Below are 25,636 nucleotides of genomic sequence, written 5' to 3' on the forward strand. Positions count from 1 at the left end.
TTCATGATGCGACCCCGATCTGTCCGTAACGCGGGCCTTTTGAAAAGGGAACGGTTTCAAGGCGCAAATCGCCGCCGACAATGCCCAGTTCGTCATCGGACAAATAACAGCCGGGGTCTTCGGCCCAGGGATCGCCCGTCAGTTGATAGGCGCGGGTGCGGGTATTGCCGCCGCAAATATCGAGATGGCGGCATTGGCCGCAACGGCCATGAACGGTCCGCGGGCGTTGTTTGAGGCCCGCCATCAGCGGGTCTGCCGTATCCATCCAGATATCGGAAAAGGCCCGTTCGCGGACATTGCCCAGTGTATGTTGCCACCACATGGTATCAGGATGGACATTGCCCAGATTGTCGATATTGGCGACATTGACGCCGGACGCATTTCCGCCCCAGCGGTGTAACATCTGTTCGATGCGCGGGCTGGCCTGCGGGTAATGGCGGTCGATCCAGAATTTCAGAAAGACGCCGTCGGCATCATTGTTGCCGGTGACATAATCGCGCATCACACCTTTGCGGATATCCTGTTCGCACCGGGCAAACAGCATTTCCAACGCCGCGCGCGTCATTTCAAAAAAAGCATGATCCTTGCGGTTATGATTGCCTCGCCCGGCATAATTCAGGTGTGAGAAGTAAAACTTGTCGATCCGTTCCCGTTCGACCAGATCCAGTAAACCCGGCAAATCCTGATAATTTTCGCGGGTCATGGTGAACCGCACACCCACCGGCAACCCGGCATTGCGGCAAAGCCGCACCCCGCGCAGTGCAAGGTCAAACCCGCCATCCAGTCGCCGGAAATAATCGTGGGTTTTGTCCAGCCCGTCCAGACTGATCCCGACATAATCATATTGCGCCCTGGCGATCCGGTCGATGTTGTGTTCGTCAATCAGGGTGCCGTTGCTTGACAGCGCGACATAAAATCCCATTTCCCTGGCGGCGGCGGAAATATCAAAAATATCAGGCCGCATCAGGGGTTCGCCGCCCGAAAGAATCAGGACAGGCACGCCAAAATCCTTGAGATTGGCCATCACGGCAAAGATTTCTTCGGTCGTCAGTTCGCCGGGGAAATCCTTGTCCACCGCCGACGCATAACAATGCCGACAGGTCAGATTGCATCGCCGGATCAAATTCCAGATCACCACCGGCCCGCGATTGACCAGCGATGCGGTTTTGCGGCCCGGTGCCAGCGGTGGCGGGGCACCGTTTTCGGTGATATCGATGGCGGCGCGGATATACTGGCTTAATCTGAGCATGGTCTTGCTCCGCATCTTTTGGGTTTGGGTAATCGCAGGCCGGTTTTTTTGAGGATTTTTTCGCTAAACAATACGCGGTGGCTGCGGCATTCTTTGCCCAGAATGCTGGCAATATCGGCAATGCGGGTATCGATTTCATCGCGTGTTGTGGCATGGATCATGGCAAACAGGTTAAACGGCCAGTCGGGCAAATGGCGCGGGCGGCGATAACAATGCGAGACAAAGTGCAAAGCCCCGATCTGAAATCCCAGATTATCCACCCTGTCATCGGTCACATCCCAGACACTCATGCCATTGGCGCGATAACCCAGGCGATAATGATTGGGGATGATACCGATCCGGCGGATAACCCCGATATCTTGCAGGCGTTGCAACCGTTGTTCGACATCATCGGGGCCAAGGCCGATACCCAACCCGATATCGCGATAGGGATGGGGCGTCAGGGGCAGGCCGTTCTGGGTGGCGCGGATCAGGGCATGGTCGATTTCATCGACAGTGTCAGAACTGGTCATCGGGCACCTCCAGACGCAGTTCGAGGAAATATTCCTGTTCCTTGGGGAAGTTCAAAACATCAAGCCCGGTAGCCGTGCGGATGTGAGCAATGACATCAAAAAGCGCATCCTGACTTTGTGCCAGAATGACAAACCACATATTTAACCGGTCGTGGCGTTTGTAATTATGGGCCACTTCGTCAAAACCATTGACGATATCGGCCACCTCATCAAACCGTTCTTCGGGTACGGCAATGGCGGCCAGCGTGACGGCTCCACCCAGCATTTCCGTATTGTAGAGCGGGCCGAACCGGCTGATCACGCCGTCCTCCTGAAGGGCGGCAATGCGGGAAATGATGGTGGTTTCGTCACTGCCAAACTGTTTTGCAATTTCGGCAAACGGACGATCACAAACCGGAAAGCCGCCCTGCAATCCATTGATCAGGGCGCGGTCAAGCGGGGTCATGATATTCTCCTGGCATGGGGGTTGGCAGGGGCGTGACCGTGCCAGGGTTGTCGGCCTGACCGTAATCGCCGCCGCATTGGCTGAAACAGCGGCGGCTGAACAAAACCCGATGGGGAATGGCGGCCAGATCCAGCCGGGCAACCAGATGGCGGATTTGCGACTTGACCGTCAGGCGGTCCCGCCCGTGGATCATGCAATACAGATTATAGGGCCAGACGCCGGGAACCCGGTCGCGTTGATAGCACAGGGTAACATAGGGCAGGGTCGCTATCGCCCGGCCGGTTTCGGAAACACGGGCGTCGTCGATGTCAAAGACGCACATGGCATTGGCATCATAACCCAGTGCCCGGTGATGCACGATCAGGCCAAACCGGTTGATGATGCCGCCGTCGTGCAATTCTTCCAGTGCCTGACACAGCCTGCCGGTTTCAACATCCAGCTTTTCGGCCAGTGCCGCATAGGGTTCGGGCACCAGCGGCAAGCCGTCTTTCAGGGCTGCAATCAGCTTTTTATGCAGGGTGCCTAGTTCCATGACAGCGGAAATCCCAAATCAAGACGATAATGTTCGATCATTGGCATGTGATGTACCGCAAGACCGGTGGCATCGGTGATCGCACGGGTGGTCTGCCGGATGGCCTCCTGATCGGGGCCGGTGATGACGAACCACAAATTGAGTTTATCCTCTCGTTCGTAATTGTGATTGATTCCGGTAAAGCCGCTGATCAGGTGGGCGATTTTTTCAAGATTTTCGGCAGGAGCGGCCATTGCCGCCAATGTCGATGCCCCGGCGCGCCCGGTGGCATAGGTTGCCCCGATCCGGGACAAGATTTTTCGGTCCTGTAAATCGGCCAGGGCGTTGATCACGGCGTCTTCGGTGCTGCCGATTGCAGCGGCGATATCGGCATAGGGATGTGGGGTGACGGGAAATCCGCGTTGATAACAATCGATCAGTTTTTTTTGCAATGGGGTGACGGGGCGGGGCATGGCGTATCCTTACAATCCGGTTTGACCGGCGCGGGCCGACATGAAAATGCCGCTGGGGCTGTTTAAGGGCAGGCTGGCAATCGGGGCAAGGGTGTAGGGATCAAAGGCCAGAACCTGATTGTCATCGCGCACAGACATCCAGATTTGATCGCCGCGCGGGCTGAATTCCATGTGTAAAACCCCTTTGCCGGGCTTGATTTCATGGATGATCGTCATGGTTTCGCTGTCGATCACCTGAATGGTGTCGTAATCGGGCACGGCAAAATTGACCCAGATGGTCCGTTGATCGGGATGGGCCATGACAAAAACCGGCTGTCCGTGGACAGGAATGCGGCCGATTTCGGCCCAGTTGTGCGTGTCGATCACCAGAACTTCGTGACGGCCAACGGCGGGGACAAAGGCACGATCTCCGGCCATGGCCCAGCCTTCAAGATGGGGCATTTTATAAACCGGCAATCGTTCCTCGCCCTTGCCGTAATCCGGCAGGATGCGTGTCACACCGCGTTCGGGATGCCAAAGATCCAGCAAGGCCATGCCGTCTTCGCCAAACAGACCGGCAATGTAATAACGTCCGTCGGGCGAAATCAGCGCGTCATAGGGTTGGATGCCGATATTTTCAAAGACGGTGATGTCCGGATCGGTACGGGAGCGGGAAAAATCGGCAATGCGGATTTCTCCGCTGTCCCACAAGCTATAAACAAACCGGTTGCCCGGCGCATCAACCAGACCGACGACCTTGGACCGGTCCGGGCCGTGGCCAATCAGGGCGGGCAGATCGGCAACCATTTTCAGGGTTTGGGAATCAAACACCCGAACACCGCCGGGTTCGTAATTGGCGACCGCAATCAGGCTTCCATCCTGATTGATGGCGCCGCCGATGCTGTTGCCCGCCTGAAGGATCCGCCCGGCAATGCGGTGTGTCAGGATATCGACCTTGGTCAGACCGCCATCGCGGCCGAAGACAAAGGCATAACGCCCGTCGCGCGAATAGACGATCGAGGCATGGGACAAATCGCCCAGCCCCGGAATGACGGCAATCATTTCCCGGTTGCTGGTATCGATAATGCCGACTTCGCCGCTGGCGCGGGCAATGACGGTGGCCAGATCGTGGGTGCCACGCGGTTCAAGGGATGTGCATCCAGCCAGAATGGCAAGTGCGCCCAGAACAAAGGCTGTTTTCATGGCCGGGGTCCTTCTGTTTTCAGAAAATTGGCAATCCAGTCGGCCTCGGCATTGCTGACAATGCCGCGCCAGGGCGGCATGGCCGTGCCCGGTCGGCCATCCAGAATGACCGACACAAGATCATCGTGGCTGAACAGGGTCAGGTTTTCGGGAGTTAGCGGACTGCCGAGGCCGCCTTTCAGGGTCATGCCGTGGCATGATCCGCAATCCTGCAAGACAAAATTTTCCAGTTGCCGCGGATCAATTGCATCTGCGGCCCCCGCAGGTCGGGTGCCCATCAGGAACAGAGCGAACAGTCCGCCCGCAAGGATTGCGGCGATGGGGATGTCATGCGGTGTGGGCATGGGCATAATCATTTTGCGGGGCGCGTTTAAAGGCGCTGTTGGGGGCCTGTATGACGGGGACCGGCAGATGGTCGATCAGGCCGACAACCCGGCCAATCACAATCATGCAGGGCGGATCAAAATTCAGCCGGTCAAGATCGGCGCAAATCCGGGACAATGTCGTGCGGTGATGGCGTTGTTCCGGGGTTGATCCGTTTTCAATGATGATGGCCGGGGTCGCACCCGACAGGCCGTTTTCCATCAGACGGGCGGCAATCACCGGCATGGTGCGCACCCCCATATAAATTGCCAGCGTCGTATCGGGATCAGCCAGGGACCGCCAGTCATGCGCGGGTTCGGCATCGGATTGCATATGACCGGTGATAAAACGGACACTGGTGGCAAGGCCGCGATGGGTCAAAGGGAGGTTTAACTGCGCCATGCATCCGGCGGCAGCCGTAATGCCGGGCACCACTTCAAACGGAATGCCGTTTTGCGCCAGAAACAGGGCTTCTTCACCGCCCCGGCCAAAAATATAGGGATCACCGCCCTTGAGGCGGACAATATGTTGATGCTGACGGGCGGTGGCGACCAGAAGGGCGTTGATGTCTTCCTGCCGCAGGCTGTGACAACCGGTTTCCTTGCCAACAAAGATGCGGCGGGCGGCAGGATTGATCAGATCCAGAATTTCATCGGAAACCAGCCGGTCAAAAACCACCGCATCGGCACGGTCCAGAAGACGGGCCGCCTTGATCGTCAGTAATTCCGGATCGCCCGGACCGGCACCAACCAGATAGACATGTCCTGTTTGTTGCATTGTTTTCATCCCCGGACAGACTGTCGCAAAAGCAGTGGAAGCTGTTCGGGAGGGGCGGGAGCCCTCCCGAACGATGGGCCGCGCGATCAGTAGATATCGTGCTGGGTGTTGTAGACGTTGAACTTGCCCGTCGGCGTAACCAGACGGTCGTCATGGATCACGTGTTTGAGTTTGCGGGTCTTGTCATCGATGATGACGATGGCCGATTTCTGATCCTTGCCATTCCAGACCGAGAACCAGATTTCAGTTCCTTCCTTGTTGTATTCACCCTGCACAACGCGCTGGGCACCGTCGCTGCCCAGATCGGCCATGGCCGCAATCGGCAGGACTTCGTAACCGGCATCAAGGTTGTTGATGTCGAAGACGGCAATCGACTGATACAGTTCGGCTTCCGAGTTTAGCGGGGTATCGACCCACAGATTGGTCGAATTCGGATGGGTCTTGATGAACAGCGAACCGCCGCCCTGACCATCCACTGTTCCGGCCATTGTCCATGCCTGATCCGGGTGGTTTTCAGGATCAGTGCCAATCAGGGCAATGGTTTCATCGCCAAGATGGCTGGTGGCCCAGACCGGGCCAAGGGTTGGATGGACAAAGTTTGCGCCACGGCCCGGATGCGGGGTGGTGCCGACCTCAACCAGTTTTTCCAGTTCCCGGTCCTTGGTGTCGATCACGGCAACGGTGTTACGGGCATTGGCCGCGACCATGAAATAACGGCCGGTCGAATCAAACCCGCCATCATGCAGGAACCGCTCGGCATCAATCGTTGTGACTTGAAGGGCATCAAGGTTTTCATAATTGACCAGCATCACCTTGCCGGTTTCCTTGACGTTGACGATGAATTCAGGATTGTAGTGCGAGGCCACGATGGCGGCGACACGCGGTTCCGGGTGGAATTCCTGTTCGTCATAGGTCATGCCGCGGGTCGATACTATTTTCAGCGGTTCCAGCGTTTCACCATCCATGATGGTGAATTGTGGTGGCCAGTAAGCCCCGGCAATGGTGTATTTGTCTTCCCATCCCTTCATTTTCGAGGTTTCAACCGACCGGGCTTCGAGGCCGACCTTGATGGTGGCGACGATTTGCGGGTCTTTCATCCACAGATCGATCATATCGACCTTGGCATCGCGACCGATCACCAGCAAATAGCGGCCCGATGCTGAAACGCGCGAAATATGAACGGCATAACCGGTGTCGATTACATATTCGATCTTGTAGGTGGCACCATTGATCAGGGCAATCTGGCCTGCGTCACGCAGGGTCACCGAAAACAGGTTTTCGATATCAAGATCGTTCATTTTTTTGGTCGGACGCTGATCGACCGGAACAATCACGTTCCAGCTTTCTTTCATCGCGGCCATGCCCCATTCCGGCGGCTGCGGCGCATCCTGCATGACATAACGCGCCATGATATCGACTTCGTCCTCGGTCAGATCGCTCGATGTGCCCCAGTTCGGCATACCCGCGGGCGAGCCATAGGTGATGAAGGCGTGCAAATGATCATAACCCAGTTCGCGGGTCAGATCGGTGGTCAATGCGGGACCGGTTGCGCCATTGCGCAAAACACCGTGACAGCCCGCGCAGCGTTCAAAGAAAATCTTGCGACCCTGATTAAACTCATCTGTGGTCATTGACGGAACGTCGGGATGGGCGCCGGGTTGGCTGCCATCGGTCGGCAGGGATTCCAGACTGGGTTCATAAGTGGCGTCGGGGTCGGGATGTTTGTCCTGGGCAAATGCGACCCCGGATAACATCAACCCGATTCCAAGCACCACCGGCGCAGCAGAATGTTTCAGGCGAACGGTGAATTTCATGTGTCCCTCCTCAGGAATATGAAAGCGGCTGCTAACAAGCCGGGACAATCGAACCGATGGGGCTTTGTGACCTTGATGATGGTCAAATAGACCCTTTCGCCAGTAGGGTTTTTGATCGCGGTCAAGAACCGGATCGCCCGGACAGGGCAAACCGGTTGTTATTCCCACCAAAGCAAGGGTTGCCGCGATGTCAGATGCCAGATCAGATACACGCATAAAACAACCGGACATTCTGGTCGTAGCGCATGGTGCAAGCCTGCGGGGCGGCAATCCGGCGGCGATTTTTGTGCGCAGGTTGCGGTTTTTGGTGCCGGGGAAAACGGTGATGCTGGCCTTTATGCGTGCATCACCGCAAATCGCCGATGTTTTGGCCCAGATGCATCATGATCGGACAAGGGAAATGCTGGTTTTCCCCCTGTTTTTTTCCAAAGGGCATCTTGTGAAAACAGAATTGCCTGCCGGATTGTGTGATGCCGGTTTCGGGGCGGCGACGCTTCTTCCGTCTGCCATCACGCTGGACGGACTGGCCGATATGATGGCCCGGCGATTGCGGGATCATCTGGCAGTGCGACACCGTTCGGGTCGGGAAAGCACCCTGTTTGTGGTGACACATGGCTTGAAAACGCTAATGGCACCTTTGCCGGAAATCCTGCATCTGATGGCGCATATCCAGACAGGCTTGCCGGAATTGAATATTTTCAATGCCAATATTGACGGGCATCCATCGCTGTCTGACTGGCGCAGCAAGGCGAGGGGGCGGCATTCGGTGTTTCTGCCCTTGCTGACCGGGGGCGGTGTTCATGCCGCGCAGGATGTTCCGGCCCTTATTGCCCCCGGGGCGGGGGAGGATGCGGACATTCTGGAGCCGGTCGGGATATGGCCGGAATTACCATCCGTGCTGATGGCGTATATCCGGTGCCATTTTCCCGGTTTTGAGGCGGAACATATCCTGTTTGGTTCGGAAAGACGGGTATTATGCAACACCGCAATCTGACCCGCGCCGATTTTGACAGGATATCGAAAATTCCGTTGCTGGGCGCGTTTTCCACATCGGAAATTCGCGATATGACCGGCCGTTCGCCGGTCCGGTTGCATCAAGGTTGCGATTTGTTGTTTTCGCAAGGGGAACCGGCGACACGGTTCTTTATTCTTCTGAAGGGGCAGGTCCGGCTGTTTCGCATGCAGGGAGATGGCCGTTTCAGCCTTTTTCACATGGTTTCGCCCGGCGAATCCTTTGCCGAGGCGGTGGTTCTGTCCGGGCAGGCTTATCCGGTATCGGCGGAATGTGATCCGGGCAGCGAACTGGTGGCGTTTGAGAGGGCTGCCATCATTGCGTATCTGAAACAGGATGCCCGCCTGATCGGGCGTGTCATGCAGTCCCTGATTGAACGGGAACGGTTTTTCTATCGGGAAATCAACCAGATCCGGCAGCGGTCCCCGGCCCAGCGGCTGGCACAGTTTTTATTGTCCCACCCCGAGAAAAGCAGGGCTTCAATTCCCAAACATATTATCGCAAGCCGGATTGGCGTCACACCGGAAAGCTTTTCACGGTCTTTGCGCAAACTGGAAAAAAGCGGCTTTGTCGCGCCAGAGGGCGATATGAGAATCCTTGACCACAAAGCCTTGCGCCTGTTCGCCCGGACGGATGGCAAAAGAAGTTGAGGTATCAGAGGGCAGGACAGCAAAGTTTTTGAGATTGAAACTGATTATCATTGCTGTTAGGTTCCCTCGCAATGCTGCTTTGGGGTGGCTGGCTTGAGCCGGTCGACAAGGTAAATAGCGGATTTCTTCCTGTCATAGTGATTGAACCTGAACATGAAGTTCTGGCGCCGCGCGATTGCGAAACTGTTCGAGGATCATCGGCGACAATTGATTGCCATGGTTGTTCGCCGTATCCGTGACCGCGAAGTTGCTGCGGAACTTGTGCAGGATGTCTATGCCAGAATGATGCAGGCAGGCAGCAGCGGAGAAGATGAGGCGGATACCAAAATACTTTATGCATCCGTACGCAATGCCGTCATTGATCATCATCGCAGTACCATCCGCCGCCGACACGCAATGGACGGCATTCTGCCGGATCAATTGTGGATGAGTGAAACATCTTCCCCGCATGATCAGGCCGAAGCCCGCCAAGCTCTTTCGGCCCTTGATCGGGTCTTGCTTGAAGTGTCACCCAAGGCGCGCGAGATGTTTATCCTGCATCGTGTTGATGGGGTTTCCAATGCAAGGCTTGCCAAAAAATATGGTATTTCGGTAAGTGCGGTGGAAAAGCAACTGGCGCGCACGATGCGGCATTGTCAGGAGCGGCTTTCCGACCATCTCGACAAAAGTGGATCATTCCCGTACGAACGATGAGGATATTCTCCCGTTATTCGTTATTGTTTATAGAGAAGGTCGTTGGCGGATCGTAATCCGTGTTGCTATAAACCGCAGAACGTCTGGATAGTCCGGGAAGCCATGCAAGACGATTTCGAGCCGACCAGGCAGCAAAAAGATGAAGCCGCACTCTGGCATGTTCGGCGTGCAGGCGGATCGATGTCTGTGGCGCAGGAACAGGAATTTGAAGACTGGCTGAATACCAGTCGGAGCAACCGGCTTGCCTTTGATCAGATGCGCGTTCTTTGGGCCCGGATTGAAGAACCGGCCCGGCAGTTTTCGGAAAGCCGACGAAAAACAGCGTTTTCAATGGTTATGTCGCGTTGTTCTCCACGCCGATCAATCACCGCCCTTGTTGGGATTGCTCTTGCCACCGTCGTTATGATTTTCATCAATCCTGACATTGTTGAAAATTTCCGGGCCGATATCGTTTCGGGTCAGACGGTTGTTACCAGCATCGGGTTGCCTGACGGGTCGGTTGCCCATCTTGCGGCGAACAGTGCAGTGGCGACCGATTTTTCGGGCGGACGTCGGAATGTTGAACTGCTGCGCGGTCAGGCATTTTTTGATGTTGTTCACCGCAATGGGGATGCGTTTCGGGTTAATACTCAGGATGCGACGGTTCAGGTCGTCGGGACGCGCTTTAATGTCGATTTTCTGTCCGGACACACGACTGTCATGGTTGAAGAAGGCGCAGTCCGTGTCGCCAGCAAGACCGATACGGGTGGCGTTTTGATCGGGCCGGGGCAACAAATTACGGTAGCCGATGACCTGCTTGTATCCTCAGATACTGTCGAAATACAGCAGGCTTTGGCATGGATGAAGGGGCGGCTGGTTGTGCAAAATATGCGCGTTGCCGATTTGATGGTTCGGCTTGAAAATTATGATAGCAGCCGGATCGTCGTTTTGGGGGGGCTTGCAGATCAAACCATTTCGGGCAGTTTTCCAACGACAGATATCGCCGGATCACTGGAAACTGTGGCCGATGCGGTCGGAGCCAACGTTATGAAAACGTCCCCCTGGCTGACCGTTTTGTATTAATAATGCGAAAAATTCGCAAAAAATTTAAAAACTGTATGGGGATTCTGATTTCCCGCTCGTTTGTCTTTATCAGAAGCAGGGGGACCTGCCTGAAAGACAAGAAATTCATGGAGCGGGAAGTTGATATTCAATCAGGCAAGAACAAAAACATATTCTCTGATTTCAGCGTTGCTGGTTTCAACAGCAATTGTCGTGCCGTCAACCTTGGGGGTGACAGCCGCACAGGCGCAGACCGAGATCGCACAGGCAAGTTATTTATTTGATATCAGTGTAACGTCTCTGGCGGAAGGTGTAGCTGAAATCGGTGCCATTTCAGGATGGCGGATTGCCTATACCATCGACTTGCCGCCAATTGAAGGAAACCGTGTCGTTCGGGGAGAGATGACGACGCCGCAAGCCGTCGAGATGCTGTTGCGGGGAACGGGATTATCCTATCGCCAAACAGGCAACAATTCCCTGATTGTGGTGGACCCGAGTATCGCGGATACACAGGGTGAGACGACGCTTCTTGATCCGGTTCGGATTGAGGCCAATGCTGTAAACAACGATCTGACGCCTGCCTATGCCGGTGGTCAGGTGGCGACGGGCGGGCGACTTGGGATGTTGGGCAATACCGATATCATGGATGCCCCGGTCAGCATTACCAGTTACACCAGCGAGAAAATTGCCGATCAGCAAGCCCAAACCATTGCGGATGTTTTGAAAAACGATCCATCGATCAGAACGCCAAATAGTGGCGGTGGTATGCTGGATACCTATCAGATTCGCGGCTTTAACGTGAATACCGGGAATTCCGGTGAAATGGCCTTTAACGGTGTTTATGGTGTTGCGCCCACCTATCGCACGCTATCGGGCTTTGCCGAGCGCGTCGAGGTTCTCAAAGGACCAGCGGCCCTTTTGGCGGGCATGGCACCGAACAGCGGTGTCGGGGGTGTGATCAATATCGTTCCCAAGCGTGCAGGAGGACGACGACCTTAACCGTGTCAGCGTTGATTACGGGCTTGGGGAGCAGGCTGGCGGCAATGTTGATATCAGTCGCCGCTATGGTGATGATGGTGAATTCGGGGTTCGCTTCAATGGCGGCTATCACAATGGCGATACCTATCTTGATCACCAGACGCGCGAAACATCGCTTGGTGCGTTAGCCCTTGATTATCGTGGTGATGACCTGCGTTTATCGCTGGATGTTATCGATCAGCGTGAAAATCTGAATGCGCCGTTCCGGGAATACCGAATTGCTTCGGGCCTGACGATGCCTTCTGCCCCGGATGGCAGCAAGAACGTCACCCATGACTGGGAATGGTCGGATGCGGTTGATCGATCCGCGATGTTGCAAGGCGAATATGATTTTGATGAGAGCTACACCCTGTTTGGCAGCTTTGGTGGCGGCAAGACAGAGGTTGATCGTTTGTTCGGCTATCCGATCATTCGGGCAAATGATGGAACGATCGAAGATGACAGCCTGTCCTTTATGCGGTTTCAGACAGAACGATGGACGGCAAATGCAGGTGTAAAAAGCGAGTTTGAAACATCTGAAATCAAGCACAAGGTAACGCTGGAAGCCAGCCATTACGAAGATACTTTCAAACGGGGGCAGGAATTTTCAGACACCGATCCGTTTTCCAATATTTATAATCCTGTTGCCAATGCACCAATCGCAGTGACATCACCGGCATCAAAGCCAAAGATTTCTGAATCCGAAATGACCGGTGTGGCGCTGGCAGATACAATGTCGGTATTGGATGGCCGGATTCTTGTAACGCTTGGTGTGCGCCAGCAACGTGTTGAAACCAACAATTTCAGTGCTGCAACCGGGGCGGTTACCTCGGCGTATGACAAAAGTGTTGTAACGCCGATGGCCGGTGTGGTTTTCAAGCCTTGGGAACATGTTTCGGTTTATGCCAACTATCTTGAAGGTCTTAGCAAGGGAGCAAACGACCCGATCAGCGGGCAGGCATTGTCCCCATATGTTGCAGAACAGATTGAAACCGGTGTGAAGCTGGATTTTGGTTCGTTCGGTGCGACGGCGGCGGTCTTCCAGATTTCCAAACCCTTTGCCCAGAATGTCAGTGGCAGCTATGACAGTGACGGTGAGCAGCGTAACCGCGGTCTTGAATTGACCGTCTTTGGCGAAGTGACGTCAAATGTGCGCCTGCTGGGCGGCGTGATGTTCCTTGATGCGGAACTGACCAAAACCAACAGTGCCACGACCCGTGGAAACCGTGCCGTTGGTGCGCCTGAAATGCAGGCAAATCTGACTGCTGAATGGGATACTCCCTTTGTAAAGGGAATGACGCTGAGCGGGACGATCACCCACACCTCCGAACAATATATCGATACAGCCAATACACAGGATATTCCGGATTGGACGACGCTTGATCTGGGGCTTCGTTACAAGACCAAGGTTGCTGAAACACCCATTACACTGCGTGCGACAATCCAGAACGTGACTGACGAGGATTATTGGTACGGCGTGAATGAATTCAGCATGGTTTCTGTCGGGGCACCCCGTACGGCTCTTTTGTCTGTGACGGCCGATTTCTAGGGTGATGTCAGTTCGCTGGCAGATACATCTTCTGTTTGTCATCCAGCTTGTTTCGATGGGCGCGATGGAAATGAGCGGGCCTTTTTGGCCCGTTCATTTGCGTTCACTGAGCCCGTCGGATGATCTGTTCATTTTTACCAGTATTGCCGTTTATGTCGGTCCGATGCTGGGGATCATGCTGACCAGTACTTTCTGGGGGCATCAGGGCGACCGGTTTGGTCACAAGGCAATGATGATGCGTGCCTTGTTCGGACTTGCCATTACCCAGCTTGCACTGGCCTATGCCAATGATGTCTGGTTGATCCTGATGCTGCGGTTTTTGCAGGGGGCTTGCGCGGGTTATATCGCACCGGCACAGGCCTATGGCGTCAGTATTGAAAATCCGGCACGGCGGACACGGCTGTTTGTCCGTCTTCAGGCATCGACCAATATCGGATCTTTCATCGGGGCCTTGGCCGGCGGGGTCATCCTTGATCATGCGGCCTTTTTCTGGATCAATTTTTCGGCGGCTATTCTGTGTGCCACCTGCCTGGTGTCCGTCTGGATTCTGTTGCCGGGGGTTACACCAAAAGGGATCGGTGATGGCACCAATGCAAGGTCCGCGGCAAAGATCAGTATCTTTCGATCACCGCAAATCGTTTGGCTTCTGACCATTCTGGGGGTGCTTTTGCTGGGAAGGATGGTGACGCAGTCGCCATTTTCGATCTATGTGCGGAGCATCTTTGAGGTCGGAAACTGGGCTGTGGGATTGTGTTATGGGCTTTTGGCACTTGGTTTTGTCGTTTCGGCCTCGTTTTGGGGGCGATATTTTGAATCCCGCGTTGCGCGGGATGTGCTTGGCAGAATGTGTCTGGTGATTGCCGGATGCGTCATTGTGACCCTGTTGGCCGGGGGAACCCGATCGATTTTTGTTTTTAGCGCAATGTATTTTGTCTGGGGTGTGTTGCTTGGCGCGACCACACCGGTTTTGACCGCCCTTGTTTCGGGTGCAGCGGGGGATAACCGGCAGGGGCATGTTCTCGGGCTTGCACAAAGTACTGCGCAATTTGCGTCTATCGCGGGCATTGCGCTTGGCGGCTGGTTCAGTCAGGCGGCAGGGCTTTCAAACATCTATTTCCTTGTTGGTTTTATTTACGCCATCGGGCTGGTTCTGACCGTTTCCGTACGAGCACGTATGAACGCATTTGCCCACCCATCAGAAATATCGGGAGACCAGGAATGATCGTAAAAATGACAATCCGCCTGATCGCGGCCACAGGTTTGGGTCTGCTGTTCGGTCATGCAGCTCTGGCTGAAAAGATAACGGTGACTGACATTACCGGACGCGAAATTGAAATAAACACTCCGATCCGGCGTGCTGTTCTGGGCGAAGGTCGGCAGCTTTATATCATTGCGGCACTTGATCGCGAAAATCCGGCCAAGCGGATTGTCGGATGGCGCAAGGATCTGATTGAGGCTGATCCTGCCACGTATCAGGCTTATCTGGCAAAGTTTCCTGATTTTGCCAATATCCCGACTTTTTCGGGGCTTGAACAAAGTCTGATCGATATCGAGACGACGATAGCCCAAAAGCCGGATGCGGTTTTTCTAAACCTTGAAGTACAGCAAGCCGCCGACGAAGCCAGTTATGTCGAAAAACTCGGGGCACTCAACATTCCGGTCATCTATGTCGATTTCCGTCACAATCCGGAACAAAACACCGAACCTTCCATTCGTTTGTTTGGCAAGCTATTTGGCGAAGAAGCCCGGGCGGAAGAATTCATCACGTTTCGCGCCGAACAAATTGCGCGCGTTACCGACAGGTTGGCCCAAACCAATCCGGAACGCCCCAAGGTCTTTATTGATCGTGCCGGTGGTTTTTACGAAGATTGCTGCCATTCCTTTGGTGATGGCAATTTCGGCGCCATGGTAGAACTGGCTGGTGGCAACAATGTTGCCAAGGAATGGATATTAAGCACATTCGGTCAGGTTAATGCCGAACAGGTCGTTGTTTCCAGCCCTGATCATGTGATCGTAACAAGCGCCCAGTGGGACGTTTATGTTCCGGGTGGAAAATGGGTGCCGGTCGGCCCCGGTGCCGATGCAGACAGAATTAAAAAGAAGTTGGAATTTTATCCGACGCGCACCGCCTATACCGGGATTTCTGCGCAAAAGAACCGTTCCTTTCATGCCGTGTGGCACCAGTTTTACAACAGCCCTTATCAGTTTGTTGCGATTCAACAAATGGCCAAATGGTTCCATCCCGACCTTTTTGCCGATCTGGATCCGGATGTAACATTCCGGATGTTGCATGAACGGTTTTTGCCGATTGATTACAAACCGGGTTATTTTGCAAGCCTTGAAGCCGGGCAATAACCGGGGTTCTTCTTTCACCCGCATTCCCAAAAAACCAAACCCGCCCGGATTGCTCCGGGCGGGTTTGGCGCACGGGTCCGGTTTTGCAAGCAAAACCGATCGTGCAGTATCACGTTCGAGGAACCCCGAAAGTGAAAAAGACTAGAAGCCTTCGCGCTCGATGCGCTTACGCTCCAGCTTGCGGGAACGACGGACTGCTTCCGCCCCTTCGCGAGCTTTCTTCTCCGACGGCTTTTCAAAGTGGCGGCGGAGTTTCATCTCACGGAAAATGCCCTCACGCTGCATCTTTTTCTTAAGCGCTTTCAGAGCCTGATCGACATTGTTGTCGCGAACGATTACCTGCACGGAAACCACGCTCCTTTCAATAAAAACAAAAGTAACCGGATGGGCGCGATGCCCTCCGGATGCTGATACGATCACAACGACCGTGGGCGCTATATAATCCAAACCGGCATAAAAGGAAAGAGGGTTACGTGTTTCTCGCCCGGTGCGTTTGTCGGGGATATGGGGGCCGGTGACGTGCTGCGAACGTGCATTTCATTCCGGTTTGTGGTTAAAGTTCGGGCGTATCGGAAGGATGTTGAAATCATGGCCATTTTAAAAATCGCCCGCATGGGCCACCCGGTTTTGCGCCAGGTCGCAGCGCAGGTTGAAAACCCGGCAGACCCGGAAATCCTGCGCCTGATCAGGGATATGAAGGAAACCATGCGCGATGCGGGCGGGGTGGGCCTTGCCGCCCCACAGGTGTTTGCATCGCTGGCGGTGATGATGTTTTACGTGCCCCCATCGCGCAGCACCGATGACCCCGATGATGGCGAAATACCCCTGACCGTTCTGATCAATCCGGAGGTTATCCCGCTGGGTGACGAGATGGTCGGCGGATGGGAGGGGTGCCTGTCGATTCCGGGTTTGCAGGGACATGTGCCGCGCTGGCAGAAGGTGCAATATCGGGGACTCGATGAAAAGGGTGATGTGGTGGAACGGGTTGCCAGCGGTTTTCACGCCCGCGTCGTACAGCACGAATATGATCATCTGATCGGGGTGATGTATCCGCAACGTATGGAAGACATGAGTCTGCTGGGTTTTGCCGAAGAATTGCGTCGCGACCCGCCAGAGATTACATTGTCCGGTGCAGAATCAGGAGAAGAACAATGAGTGTCGCCGAAAGCCTTGCCCGTCTGGAACAACAGCGCGATGCGCTGGTCCGGGCTGCACTTGATCATATCGCCTTTGATGGCTGGAGCATGATGTCGTTAAAGGCGGCGGCGGTTGATCTTGGTCTGGCACCTGAGGAGGTGGACCGGCTTTTGCCCGGCGGCGTGCGACAGGCGATTGAACATTATGTCGCCATGACAGACCGCGAGATGGTGGCGCATCTGGAAACCCTGAATTTGCCCGACATGAAAATCCGCGAACGGATTGCGACTGCGGTGCGCGAACGCCTGAAACTGGTCGAAGGGCACAAGGATGCTGTGCGGGCGGCGGTGGCCTGGCTGGCCTTGCCACAAAATCTGGCGCTGTCGGCGAAATTGACGGCCAGAACGGTTGATCTGATGTGGGTGGCGGCGGGCGATACCGCGACCGATTATAACCGTTATACCAAACGGGCCTTGCTGGCCGGGGTGTATGGTTCGACTTTGCTGTATTGGCTGGATGATACATCCGATGACCATCGCGATACGATGGCGTTTCTGGACCGGCGGATTGCCAATGTGATGAAAATCCCGAAAATTCAGGCACAAATAGGCAAGATCACCGAACGGGTATCCCGCCTTGGCGGCAAGGCGGCATCGTGCGTTCCGTCGCCCCTGCGGGTTTTCCGGCAATTCGGCAGTCCGCGTTAAAACCGGTCAGGCCGTTAAAAGAAAGGGGCGGGAGCCAGCGGGTTCCCGCCCCTGTTTTATCATTCGCGGATGGTTTCGCGTGCCGGTGCGCCGCCGCGTGATCGTTTCAGGCTGGGCAATGCCAGCATGGCCAGCACAAACAGCCCGGTCGCCAGTTTCAAATCGGGCGGCGGCATACCGGCGGCAAGGCAAAGCGATACCAGTTGGTAATAGACAATCGCGCCGACAAACGGGGCCAGCAATTGTCGCGCCACCGATTTTTTGCCGACAATTGCCTCGCCAATCATCAGGGCGGCAAGGCCGTTGATCAGAATGCCAAGGCCCATATTCACATCGGCAAAGCCCTGTGACTGAACCATCAGGGCCCCGCCGGTTGCGGAAAAAGCGCTGGCAAGGCCAACGCCGCCAATGGTGGCGGTCCAGACCGAAATCCCTTGGGCCTCGGCCATTGCCGGGTTGGCACCAACGGCGCGAAGGGCCGTTCCTTTTTCGGTTTTGAAAAACAGATTGAGGATGATGAAAACCGCCGCCCCGATCAAACCGGCAATGATGATTTTGCTGACCGGAAAGCCCGGTGTGACAAAGGGGGCCCATTCATAAACCGTGGGCGATCCAAACACCGACAGGTTCGATTTTCCCATGATGCGCAGATTGATGCTGTAAAGCATCGTCATCATCAGGATACCGGCCAACAGCGTGTGAATGCGAAAACGCAGATGAATGAAGGCGGTGCAACAGCCCGCCAGAAAACCGGCACACAGGGCGGCGGCAATGGCAAGGGCCGGATTGGCCCCGGCGGCAATCATGATGCCGCAAATACATCCGCCAAGGGGAAAGGCCCCCTCGCTGGTCAGATCGGGGAATTGCAAGGTGCGAAACGGGATCATGATGCCCAGCACGACAAAGGCAAGGATCAGGCTTTGCGCCAGTGTGACCGGGATCAGGGCGACATAGCTTGTGAAAATGGACTGGATCAGATCCATGATTACGCCCCCAACAACATGTGATCGGATTTCACGGCGAAATGTGCGACCAGATCGGCCACGGTGATATGGGTTTTTTCAGAGCCACTGATCCGCAGCCGGACCTTGCCCGCATCAAGCATGATCACTGTATCGCCGTAATCGACCGCGTGTTGCATATTATGGGTGACCATCAGGGTGGTCAGTTTCAGGGCCTCAACCGCACGGATGGTTGCCCCCATCACCAGATCGGCGGTGTGCGGATCAAGGGCGGCGGTATGTTCATCCAGCAACAGCAAATCGGGCGATCCACCCACCGCCATGATCAGCGACAGGGATTGCCGTTGTCCGCCAGACAGCAATTCCACCCGCGTATCAAGCCGGTTTTCAAGACCAAGACCCAGCATGGACAGGCGTTCGCGGTAATCGGCAAGGCGTTTGGCATTAAGGCCGCGTGCCAATGTGCGTTTCTTGCTGCGCAATTCAGCGAGCAGCATGTTTTCCGCCACTGTCATGCTGGCCGCGGTGCCCAGCATCGGGTCCTGAAACACCCGGGCAATCCGGGTGGCGCGTTTGTGGACCGGAATATGTGTGACATCATCACCATTGATCAGGATTTGCCCGCTATCCAGGGGCAGTGCGCCTGAAATGGCATTGAGCATGGTGCTTTTGCCTGCGCCGTTCGAGCCGATCACCACCCCGAATTCGCCGGTGGCAAGGGTCAGGTCAAGATTATCAAGGGCCACTTTTTCGTCGGGTTGACCCTTATAGAAGGTTTTGCGTGCAGACCGGATTTCCAGCATCCGTATGCTCCTTAAAAATATTGGCGCCCCGTTTCAGGCGGAGCGCCAATACGCAAATGAGGCCGGGTATTATTCGACGATGCAGCCGCAATCGGCAAATTCCGCCGGAATTTCGATGCCAAAGGCCGCCATCGCCTTTTTGGAGATCAGCGGCGCATGGTCTTCATAAGATGGGGCCGATGGCGCAAGGGAGGCCGGATCGGCACCCTTGAGAATTTCGGCGGCGATTTTACCGGCATTGACGCCGACCTGCTGGTAATCGACCGAAAAGCTGGCCGGAACGGTGCCATTGGCAACCGCCGAGGAATCGGAATTGACAATTGGAATGCCGATTTGACGGGCCGCGGCGGACACGGCAGCAATGGCAGGCTGGATCAGGTTGGAGGCCGGGCCATAAATGACATCGGCCTTGCCTGCCAGCGATGCGACACGTTGCTGGATGTCATTGACGTTATCAACGCCCACCGCGATCACTTCAAACCCGGCCGCCGGGGCAAGTTCGCGGATATGTTCGAGCAATGCCACATCATTGGCCTCGCCCGGATTATAGGGCAGGGCAAGGCGGGTAGCACCGGGCAGGAGTTTTTTGGTAAAGGCCATCACCGCGGCCATATCCTGCAAATCCGAGGCCCCGGTCATGCCGGTATCACCGGCATCCCATGAGGGCACCAGTTTTGCCGCCACCGGATCGGTCACGGCTGAAAAAACCACCGGAATGCCGGACCCGGCCAGCGCCTGTTTGGCAATCTGGGAAACCGGGGTGGTGATGGTATAAATCAGTTTGGGCTGTTCGGATTGCAGTTTGGCAATCATCTGCGGGACAAGGGACGCATCGAAATTGGTGTGGCTTTCGGAATAGACAATATCGGTTCCTTCGACAAAGCCGTTGGCGGCCATGCCTTCCTTGAAACCGGCAATGGAGGCGTTCAATTGCGGATGTTCGCCAAAATTGGCAATGCCGACCCGGATCGGTTCAGCCGCGGCACTGCCCAGGGCCGCGATCAGTGCGCCCACCATAACAAGACCCGATAGCGCACCGGACTTCAGTATTCTCATCACCAGTAACTCCCTGATTCATGGGGCCGTCCTTTGGGTGTCGGCCCTGCAGGAAGGATCATGCTGAGTTCAAAACATCCCGTCAACAAGATGTCTTGTTCATTGTAAAATATGATCCCGGATGAGGTGCCAAAGAATGCAGGCTTGTTTTCTGCATCCTGACTTTGTTCTCAACTCATTGATTTTAAGACATTATTGAGGATGGGTGAAGTTTTTTTACTTTTTGAGCAAAATAGTTCTTGATTTGTTCTTTTTGCTGTGGCATAACAGAAAAATCAACGGGGCAAATGCGCCCGGACAAAACCCGCAAGGCACCATGCCTTGCGGGTTTTTGCGTTTGGCGGCAACTGAAAGAGACGACGATGATGCAGCGGCAAAATAACAGACAGGACAGCGGGCGAACCCGCAAGAGGGTAACCAGCGGGTGGAAATGTCATTACGGGGGCAGTGTGTGGACGCTGTAACCCGGCCATTGGCCAAGACGGGAGAGGTGCGTCTTGTTGGTGGCGGGACCTGCCCGTGCCCGGATGTTGTCGGGTGTCATCCGGTAGTTGGGGGGGCAGGAGCAGGTGGCGGGTCCGCTGGCGAAGCCCCGAAGGTTGTTGTCCAACTTTCGGGGGTAGTTCAATTATTTGGATATTCTGGGATATTTCATCCCAGAGTCTGGCTTGCCAGGCCGAAAATGTTGGGGCCATTGTCGTCGATGAAGTCGTTGTCCGTCGTAACAGGGCGTTTCAGGGACATGGTTGTCACAGTGTCATAAAATTGCAGACCGCAGGCCGACAGGACATCGCGGAATGTTCCGTTTTGATGGCGGGTATCAACCCGCAGGAATTCGCCCGGATGTTTGCGGATGTACCAGCGTGTCAAAGCGATTGCGTCGGCCTCGTTTTGGGCAATGATCGGGCCGATGACCCGCCCCCGGCCAAATTTCCGGCACAGGGCATATCCCCTGATGCGGTTTTTGTCCGTCAGGACCGCCCCGTCTGACACGGTGATCAGGTGTGTCAGAATTGCGCGCCGGTCCGCATGATAGGCCGTGCTGTCAAGGCGGTGGATTTCGGCCATATCATCCGGGGTAATGTCCCGGATTTCACCGGTAGCGTTCAGGGGCTGTGGCATGGAGGGAGAGGGAACGGCAATTCCCTGATGCTGGTATACCTTGCGTTCTGGCGTGAAACCGAAATTGAGATACAGACGGTAGGCCGCGCGTGTGGCGTTAAGGCCGATTGCCCGTGGCCCGATTTCGCGGATCACATGTTCCATCATGTGGCGTGCGGTTCCCCGGGCCTGAAGGCGGGGCGGGGTGATCATCATGCCGATGGTGGCGTAATCGTCATCCTGTATAAACCACATCGCTGATGCGCAGACCCGCCCGATCGTATCGAGTGCGACAAGGCCGCGACCGTTTTCAAGCAGAAACAACCAGTCCGAAAGCCGGTGCGGCCAGCCTACCCCGATCGAGAGCGGCAACAGGCTGTCCGGATCGACGCTGCGAATGTCTTGCAGTGCCAGATTGAAAGAGCCGATGTCAAAGCTGTCTTCTGTCATCATGACATATTCTTTCTGTCCAACGCAGAACGGATGGTTTCGGCTTTCAGAGTGCACCGACTTTGATTTTCGAGCCATCCGAAAATCTGTCCAGTGAAAACGGTGCCGGATCAAGTGACGGGGTCTTGTTTGTCACCAGTTCCGCGCCCAGCAATCCTGCCGCCGGGCCAATGCCAAATCCGTGGCCGCTAAAACCGGCGGACAGGTAAAAACCGTTGATCTGCCAGACCGGCGAGATCACCGGGACGGCATCCGGGGTTGAGTCAATATAGGATCCCCAGCTTTCGAGGATATCCATATTTTCGATTTCCGGATAAAGCGACCGGGCCCGGCGGATCAGTTCGGCAATCGTACGTTTGTTGGGGGCCGGATCAAGAATACGATTTTTTTCAAAGGGCGATATGCCGTCGGATTTCCAGCGGGCAAGGCTTTCCGGGCCGGAGAAAAAAGAACGGCCAATACCCAGTTCAATCGCCTTGAGACGTTTGATGAATATCGGCAGGAATGCCTTGGCATAGCGGATACCCTGCGGGGTGATTTCAAGTTGCCCCTTGCCACTGATCGCCAGGGTGTAGCTGCCGTCATGGCGTTGCGTGAAAGCGCATTCCGGATTGTAAAACGCGGGAGGCAAACCGTTTGACAGTGTGGTTCTGAGGGCACTGGAACGGATGCAGGCCTGGGGAAAAGAGATGCCGTGATGACGGCAAAACATCGATGCCCAGGCCCCACCCGCACAGACAACAGCCCGTGCCCGGATCAGACCTTTTTCAGTGTAGACACCGCGTACCGTACCATTGCTGATATCGAGCCCCCGGACAGCACAGTTTTGCTGGATATTGGCCCCCTTGTCGCGGGCGGCAAGCGCAAATGCCGGGGCGGCGAGGGCCGGTTCTGCCGTGCCATCGTCCACACAATGGACACCCCCGATCCAGTTTCGGTGGGCGCCTGCCGTCCTGTCGCGGGTTTCCTTCGCACTCAGCATCCGGGTATCGACACCAAATCTGTGGCCGGTTTCCTGCCATTTTTCCCAACCCGCCAATTGTTGCGGGTCTTCGGTGGCATAAAGCAATCCACAGCGCCGAAAACCGGCATCATGGCCGCTTTCTGTCTGGAATTGTTCCCAAAGACGCAAGGAAAGGCCCGCCATTGGCAATTCGCGTTCGTCACGGTTTTGCTGGCGACACCATCCCCAGTTGCGGCTGCTTTGTTCGCCACCGACGACACCCTTTTCCACCAGGGCCACCGACACGCCGTCTTTCGCCAGATAATAGGCCGTACTTGCACCAACAATGCCGCCCCCGATCACCACAACGTCGGCTGTTTGCGGAAAAATCTCGTCGCTGTCGATGGTGCGGAGGGAGGGAGACATGATCTGCGGACCTTTGGCATGTGTTTCTGTTCTGGATGCTTTGGGTTTCAGTATCGCGAAACGGCGCAGCAGATTCCGCTCAAGACAGGGCGGATTTTGCAATTTTACACTGAAAGCCATTGCTATTCCGCAGTATCTGAAGCCGCAACCGCCTTATCCTTTTATGAACCCTGATCAGGGCGATGTTGACAGGTAACGCAAAGGCAGGGCGTATGCAGACCGAAGAGATACTGGAGCGGCTGATTGGTTTTCCGTCGGTTGTCGGGCAGTCCAATCGCACGATTGCGGACTGGATATGTGCATATCTGGACGAAATTGGCGCAGAAGTCACCCGTTTGACCGGCCCCGAAGGGGACCGCGAGAATATTTTTGCCAGTATCGGGCCACGCGACATGCCGGGCATTGTGCTTTCGGGGCACATGGATGTTGTTCCGGCCGATGAGGTGGAATGGCAAAGTAATCCGTTTGTCCTGCGCCGTGATGGCGACAATCTTGTCGGGCGCGGCAGTTGCGATATGAAAGGGTTTCTGGCCTGTGCCCTGTCGGCAGTGCCGGATTTTTCCGCTTGCAAACTGACCCGTCCCATTCATCTGGCCTTTAGTTACGATGAAGAAGCCGGTTGCCGGGGCGTTCCCCATATGATTGCCAGACTGCCCGATTTGTGTGCCCCCCCGACGGGATGTATCATCGGGGAGCCGACCGGACTGCAACCGGTTCTGGCCCATAAAGGCAAGGCCGCCGTGAAAATTGCGGTCCGGGGCCAATCCGGGCATTCGTCGCGCCCCGATCTTGGCAAAAACGCCATTCATGCCATGGCAAAAATCATCACCAAAGCCGTGGAACAGGCGCAGGATCTGGAACACGGGGCACAGGATTGCCGGTTTGCCCCGCCCTTTTCCACCTTGCAAGCCGGGGTGATCCGGGGGGGAAGTGCGATCAATATCATTCCGGAACTTTGCACGGCTGAAATTGAAGTCCGGGCGATTTCCGGGGTGAACCCGGAAAGCCTGTTGTCTCCGATCCGCGACGAGGCCGAGACTTTGCGCAAGGCAGGGTTTGAGATCGATTGGGACATCATAAGCAGCTATCCCGCATTGAGCGGCAATGAAGCGGCTGAAATTGTTAAAATCACAACCGGGCTTGCGGGCAAATCGCCTGCGCAGGCGGTCAGTTTCGGGACCGAGGCCGGGCTTTTTGAACAAGCGGGAATGCCTGCGGTGATTTGCGGGCCGGGGGATATTTCGCGGGCCCATCGGCCCAACGAATATATCACAACCGGCGAACTGGCGGCCTGCCGGGATATGATCAGGGGATTGATCCCCCATCTTTGCCAATAGCCGGACAAACAACAGGACCCAGCACATGACATTGTTGTTCAAGTCTGATGAAAGCCGGGCAAAGGTTTTTGCGGCACGCATGGCAGAAGACCTGCCCGATGTCGGTTTTATTGGCCCGAACGAGGATTTCGATCCGGCAGATATCCGGTATCTGGTGACATGGAAAGCACCGGAAGACATTGAAAAATACCGGAACCTTGAAATCCTGTTTTCCATCGGGGCCGGTGTGGATCAGTTCGATCTGACAAAATTGCCGGCCAGCATCAAACTGGTGCGGATGGTTGAAGACGGGATCATTCGCATGATGCAGGAATATGCGACCCTTGGCGTTTTGGCCCTGCATCGTGATTTGCCAGGATATATTGCCCAGCAAAAAGCACGGCACTGGCATGTCCGCCCGGTGCCCCCCGCCAGCCGTCGCCGGGTGGGTGTTCTGGGGCTGGGGGTTTTGGGCACAGCGGTACTGGACCGGCTGAAACCGTTCGGGTTTGAATTGTCGGGCTGGAGCCGGTCACAGCTGCGCATTGACGGGGTGGAGTGCCATGCCGGGGCCAAGGGGCTTGCGCCGTTTCTGGCATCGTCGGACATTCTTGTCTGCCTGTTGCCCCTTACGCCGCAAACCAGAGGGTTTTTGAACGCAGAGCTGTTTGCGCAACTGCCGTCCGGAGCACGCCTGTTGCATGTTGGCCGGGGAGAACAGCTTGACGCGGCGGCACTTGTCGATGCCCTTGATCGCGGACATCTTGCCGGTGCAATGATTGATGTGACCTGCCCGGAGCCGTTGCCGGAACATGACCCGCTTTGGTCGCATCCCGCCATTATCCTGACCCCGCATATCGCCAGTGTTACCCGGCCGGAAACGGCCGCATCGGCGGTCATCGTCAATATTCGCCGACACCGTGCCGGTCTGGATCCGGTTGGTCTTGTGGATCGGTATAAAGGGTATTGAACCCGTCAGGTCATGCGACGGCCAAAGAAAGCGCTGTTGCAAGCGCCAAAACGGAACTTTGCATCTGTTGCGGCGTCACCCTTGGCGCAAAGTTTGGTTCGGCCCGGCGTAATCTGACCCTG

General features: G+C 55.6%; 27 protein-coding genes. 12 read left to right on the forward strand and 15 right to left on the reverse strand.

The features are described from left to right. Position 1: 1 nt before the first annotated feature. From nirJ to Q8O73_RS17015, 9 genes are all read right to left on the reverse strand, one after another. Positions 2 to 1,249 carry a heme d1 biosynthesis radical SAM protein NirJ gene (gene nirJ, locus Q8O73_RS16975; protein ID WP_305559385.1) on the reverse strand — a complete coding sequence of 416 codons (1,248 nt, stop codon included), beginning with the start codon at positions 1,247 to 1,249 and terminating at the stop codon, positions 2 to 4. Next, entirely contained in the window at positions 1,237 to 1,761 is a 525-nt protein-coding gene (locus tag Q8O73_RS16980) for an Lrp/AsnC family transcriptional regulator (protein WP_305559386.1), read from the reverse strand. Before Q8O73_RS16980 ends, nirJ begins: the two co-directional genes overlap by 13 nt. Further along, the gene (locus Q8O73_RS16985) at positions 1,748 to 2,206 is read right to left on the reverse strand and encodes an Lrp/AsnC family transcriptional regulator (protein WP_305559387.1); all 459 of its coding nucleotides are present in this window, start codon (positions 2,204 to 2,206) and stop codon (positions 1,748 to 1,750) included. The genes Q8O73_RS16980 and Q8O73_RS16985 overlap by 14 nt, the downstream gene beginning before the upstream one ends. Further along, positions 2,193 to 2,738 (reverse strand): AsnC family protein, encoded by a 546-nt coding sequence (locus Q8O73_RS16990; protein ID WP_305559388.1) that lies wholly within the window; start codon positions 2,736 to 2,738, stop codon positions 2,193 to 2,195. The genes Q8O73_RS16985 and Q8O73_RS16990 overlap by 14 nt, the downstream gene beginning before the upstream one ends. Then, positions 2,729 to 3,190: an Lrp/AsnC family transcriptional regulator gene (locus Q8O73_RS16995; protein ID WP_305559389.1), complete on the reverse strand. Its 462-nt coding sequence runs from the start codon at positions 3,188 to 3,190 to the stop codon at positions 2,729 to 2,731. The genes Q8O73_RS16990 and Q8O73_RS16995 overlap by 10 nt, the downstream gene beginning before the upstream one ends. A 9-nt stretch (positions 3,191 to 3,199) precedes the next feature. Further along, positions 3,200 to 4,372, reverse strand: a complete 1,173-nt coding sequence (locus Q8O73_RS17000) for a cytochrome D1 domain-containing protein (RefSeq protein WP_305559390.1) — start codon at positions 4,370 to 4,372, stop codon at positions 3,200 to 3,202. Then, positions 4,369 to 4,716: a cytochrome c gene (locus Q8O73_RS17005; RefSeq protein ID WP_305559391.1), complete on the reverse strand. Its 348-nt coding sequence runs from the start codon at positions 4,714 to 4,716 to the stop codon at positions 4,369 to 4,371. The genes Q8O73_RS17000 and Q8O73_RS17005 overlap by 4 nt, the downstream gene beginning before the upstream one ends. Next, complete coding sequence (gene cobA / locus Q8O73_RS17010) at positions 4,700 to 5,512, reverse strand: uroporphyrinogen-III C-methyltransferase (RefSeq protein ID WP_305559392.1); 813 nt, start codon at positions 5,510 to 5,512, stop codon at positions 4,700 to 4,702. The genes Q8O73_RS17005 and cobA overlap by 17 nt, the downstream gene beginning before the upstream one ends. An 86-nt stretch (positions 5,513 to 5,598) precedes the next feature. After that, positions 5,599 to 7,326 carry a nitrite reductase gene (locus tag Q8O73_RS17015; protein WP_305559393.1) on the reverse strand — a complete coding sequence of 576 codons (1,728 nt, stop codon included), beginning with the start codon at positions 7,324 to 7,326 and terminating at the stop codon, positions 5,599 to 5,601. A gap of 187 nt (positions 7,327 to 7,513) precedes the next feature. Between Q8O73_RS17015 and Q8O73_RS17020 the strand changes: the two genes are divergently transcribed. The 8 genes from Q8O73_RS17020 (at position 7,514) to Q8O73_RS17055 (ending at position 15,643) form a co-directional block, all read left to right on the forward strand. Next, positions 7,514 to 8,320 (forward strand): sirohydrochlorin chelatase, encoded by an 807-nt coding sequence (locus tag Q8O73_RS17020; RefSeq protein ID WP_305559394.1) that lies wholly within the window; start codon positions 7,514 to 7,516, stop codon positions 8,318 to 8,320. Beyond that, positions 8,302 to 8,988: a Crp/Fnr family transcriptional regulator gene (locus Q8O73_RS17025; protein ID WP_305559395.1), complete on the forward strand. Its 687-nt coding sequence runs from the start codon at positions 8,302 to 8,304 to the stop codon at positions 8,986 to 8,988. The genes Q8O73_RS17020 and Q8O73_RS17025 overlap by 19 nt, the downstream gene beginning before the upstream one ends. Before the next feature lie 153 nt (positions 8,989 to 9,141). Next, positions 9,142 to 9,681: an RNA polymerase sigma factor gene (locus tag Q8O73_RS17030; protein WP_305559396.1), complete on the forward strand. Its 540-nt coding sequence runs from the start codon at positions 9,142 to 9,144 to the stop codon at positions 9,679 to 9,681. A 102-nt stretch (positions 9,682 to 9,783) separates the two neighbouring features. After that, positions 9,784 to 10,743: a FecR domain-containing protein gene (locus Q8O73_RS17035; protein WP_305559397.1), complete on the forward strand. Its 960-nt coding sequence runs from the start codon at positions 9,784 to 9,786 to the stop codon at positions 10,741 to 10,743. A gap of 168 nt (positions 10,744 to 10,911) precedes the next feature. Continuing rightward, positions 10,912 to 11,721, forward strand: coding sequence for a TonB-dependent receptor (locus Q8O73_RS17040; RefSeq protein ID WP_305559398.1), 810 nt, complete (start codon positions 10,912 to 10,914; stop codon positions 11,719 to 11,721). Continuing rightward, on the forward strand, positions 11,699 to 13,288 hold the full coding sequence (locus Q8O73_RS17045) for a TonB-dependent siderophore receptor (protein ID WP_305559399.1): 1,590 nt from the start codon (positions 11,699 to 11,701) through the stop codon (positions 13,286 to 13,288). The genes Q8O73_RS17040 and Q8O73_RS17045 overlap by 23 nt, the downstream gene beginning before the upstream one ends. A 4-nt stretch (positions 13,289 to 13,292) precedes the next feature. Further along, positions 13,293 to 14,510, forward strand: coding sequence for an MFS transporter (locus tag Q8O73_RS17050; protein ID WP_305559400.1), 1,218 nt, complete (start codon positions 13,293 to 13,295; stop codon positions 14,508 to 14,510). Further along, the gene (locus Q8O73_RS17055) at positions 14,507 to 15,643 is read left to right on the forward strand and encodes an ABC transporter substrate-binding protein (protein ID WP_305559401.1); all 1,137 of its coding nucleotides are present in this window, start codon (positions 14,507 to 14,509) and stop codon (positions 15,641 to 15,643) included. Before Q8O73_RS17050 ends, Q8O73_RS17055 begins: the two co-directional genes overlap by 4 nt. A gap of 141 nt (positions 15,644 to 15,784) precedes the next feature. Here Q8O73_RS17055 and rpsU read toward each other — a convergent pair whose 3' ends face one another. Further along, the gene (rpsU, locus tag Q8O73_RS17060) at positions 15,785 to 15,988 is read right to left on the reverse strand and encodes a 30S ribosomal protein S21 (protein ID WP_007091098.1); all 204 of its coding nucleotides are present in this window, start codon (positions 15,986 to 15,988) and stop codon (positions 15,785 to 15,787) included. A gap of 243 nt (positions 15,989 to 16,231) precedes the next feature. On the opposite strand from rpsU, the gene def reads away from it, so the two are divergent. After that, entirely contained in the window at positions 16,232 to 16,798 is a 567-nt protein-coding gene (def, locus tag Q8O73_RS17065) for a peptide deformylase (protein WP_305559402.1), read from the forward strand. Beyond that, positions 16,795 to 17,487, forward strand: a complete 693-nt coding sequence (locus Q8O73_RS17070; RefSeq protein ID WP_305559403.1) for a COQ9 family protein — start codon at positions 16,795 to 16,797, stop codon at positions 17,485 to 17,487. Before def ends, Q8O73_RS17070 begins: the two co-directional genes overlap by 4 nt. A 59-nt stretch (positions 17,488 to 17,546) precedes the next feature. Here Q8O73_RS17070 and Q8O73_RS17075 read toward each other — a convergent pair whose 3' ends face one another. The 5 genes from Q8O73_RS17075 to Q8O73_RS17095 all read right to left on the reverse strand — a co-directional run bounded on the left by Q8O73_RS17075 (position 17,547) and on the right by Q8O73_RS17095 (position 23,228). Continuing rightward, a complete protein-coding gene (locus Q8O73_RS17075) occupies positions 17,547 to 18,470 on the reverse strand; it encodes an ABC transporter permease (RefSeq protein WP_305559404.1) in 924 nt (307 codons plus the stop codon). Positions 18,471 to 18,472: 2 nt separating this feature from the next. Next, the gene (locus Q8O73_RS17080) at positions 18,473 to 19,252 is read right to left on the reverse strand and encodes an ABC transporter ATP-binding protein (RefSeq protein WP_305559405.1); all 780 of its coding nucleotides are present in this window, start codon (positions 19,250 to 19,252) and stop codon (positions 18,473 to 18,475) included. 69 nt (positions 19,253 to 19,321) lie between these two features. Then, entirely contained in the window at positions 19,322 to 20,308 is a 987-nt protein-coding gene (locus Q8O73_RS17085) for an ABC transporter substrate-binding protein (RefSeq protein WP_305559406.1), read from the reverse strand. A 651-nt stretch (positions 20,309 to 20,959) separates the two neighbouring features. Beyond that, a complete protein-coding gene (locus Q8O73_RS17090) occupies positions 20,960 to 21,862 on the reverse strand; it encodes a GNAT family N-acetyltransferase (protein ID WP_305559407.1) in 903 nt (300 codons plus the stop codon). 43 nt (positions 21,863 to 21,905) lie between these two features. Continuing rightward, complete coding sequence (locus Q8O73_RS17095; RefSeq protein WP_305559408.1) at positions 21,906 to 23,228, reverse strand: FAD-binding oxidoreductase; 1,323 nt, start codon at positions 23,226 to 23,228, stop codon at positions 21,906 to 21,908. 212 nt (positions 23,229 to 23,440) lie between these two features. Between Q8O73_RS17095 and argE the strand changes: the two genes are divergently transcribed. After that, positions 23,441 to 24,565 (forward strand): acetylornithine deacetylase, encoded by a 1,125-nt coding sequence (argE, locus tag Q8O73_RS17100; RefSeq protein ID WP_305559409.1) that lies wholly within the window; start codon positions 23,441 to 23,443, stop codon positions 24,563 to 24,565. A gap of 25 nt (positions 24,566 to 24,590) precedes the next feature. Next, positions 24,591 to 25,514, forward strand: coding sequence for a glyoxylate/hydroxypyruvate reductase A (locus tag Q8O73_RS17105; RefSeq protein ID WP_305559410.1), 924 nt, complete (start codon positions 24,591 to 24,593; stop codon positions 25,512 to 25,514). Positions 25,515 to 25,636 lie beyond the last annotated feature (122 nt).

The sequence above is a fragment of the Thalassospira sp. genome, from assembly GCF_030690045.1.
In the GTDB taxonomy this organism is placed as follows: Bacteria; Pseudomonadota; Alphaproteobacteria; order Rhodospirillales; family Thalassospiraceae; genus Thalassospira.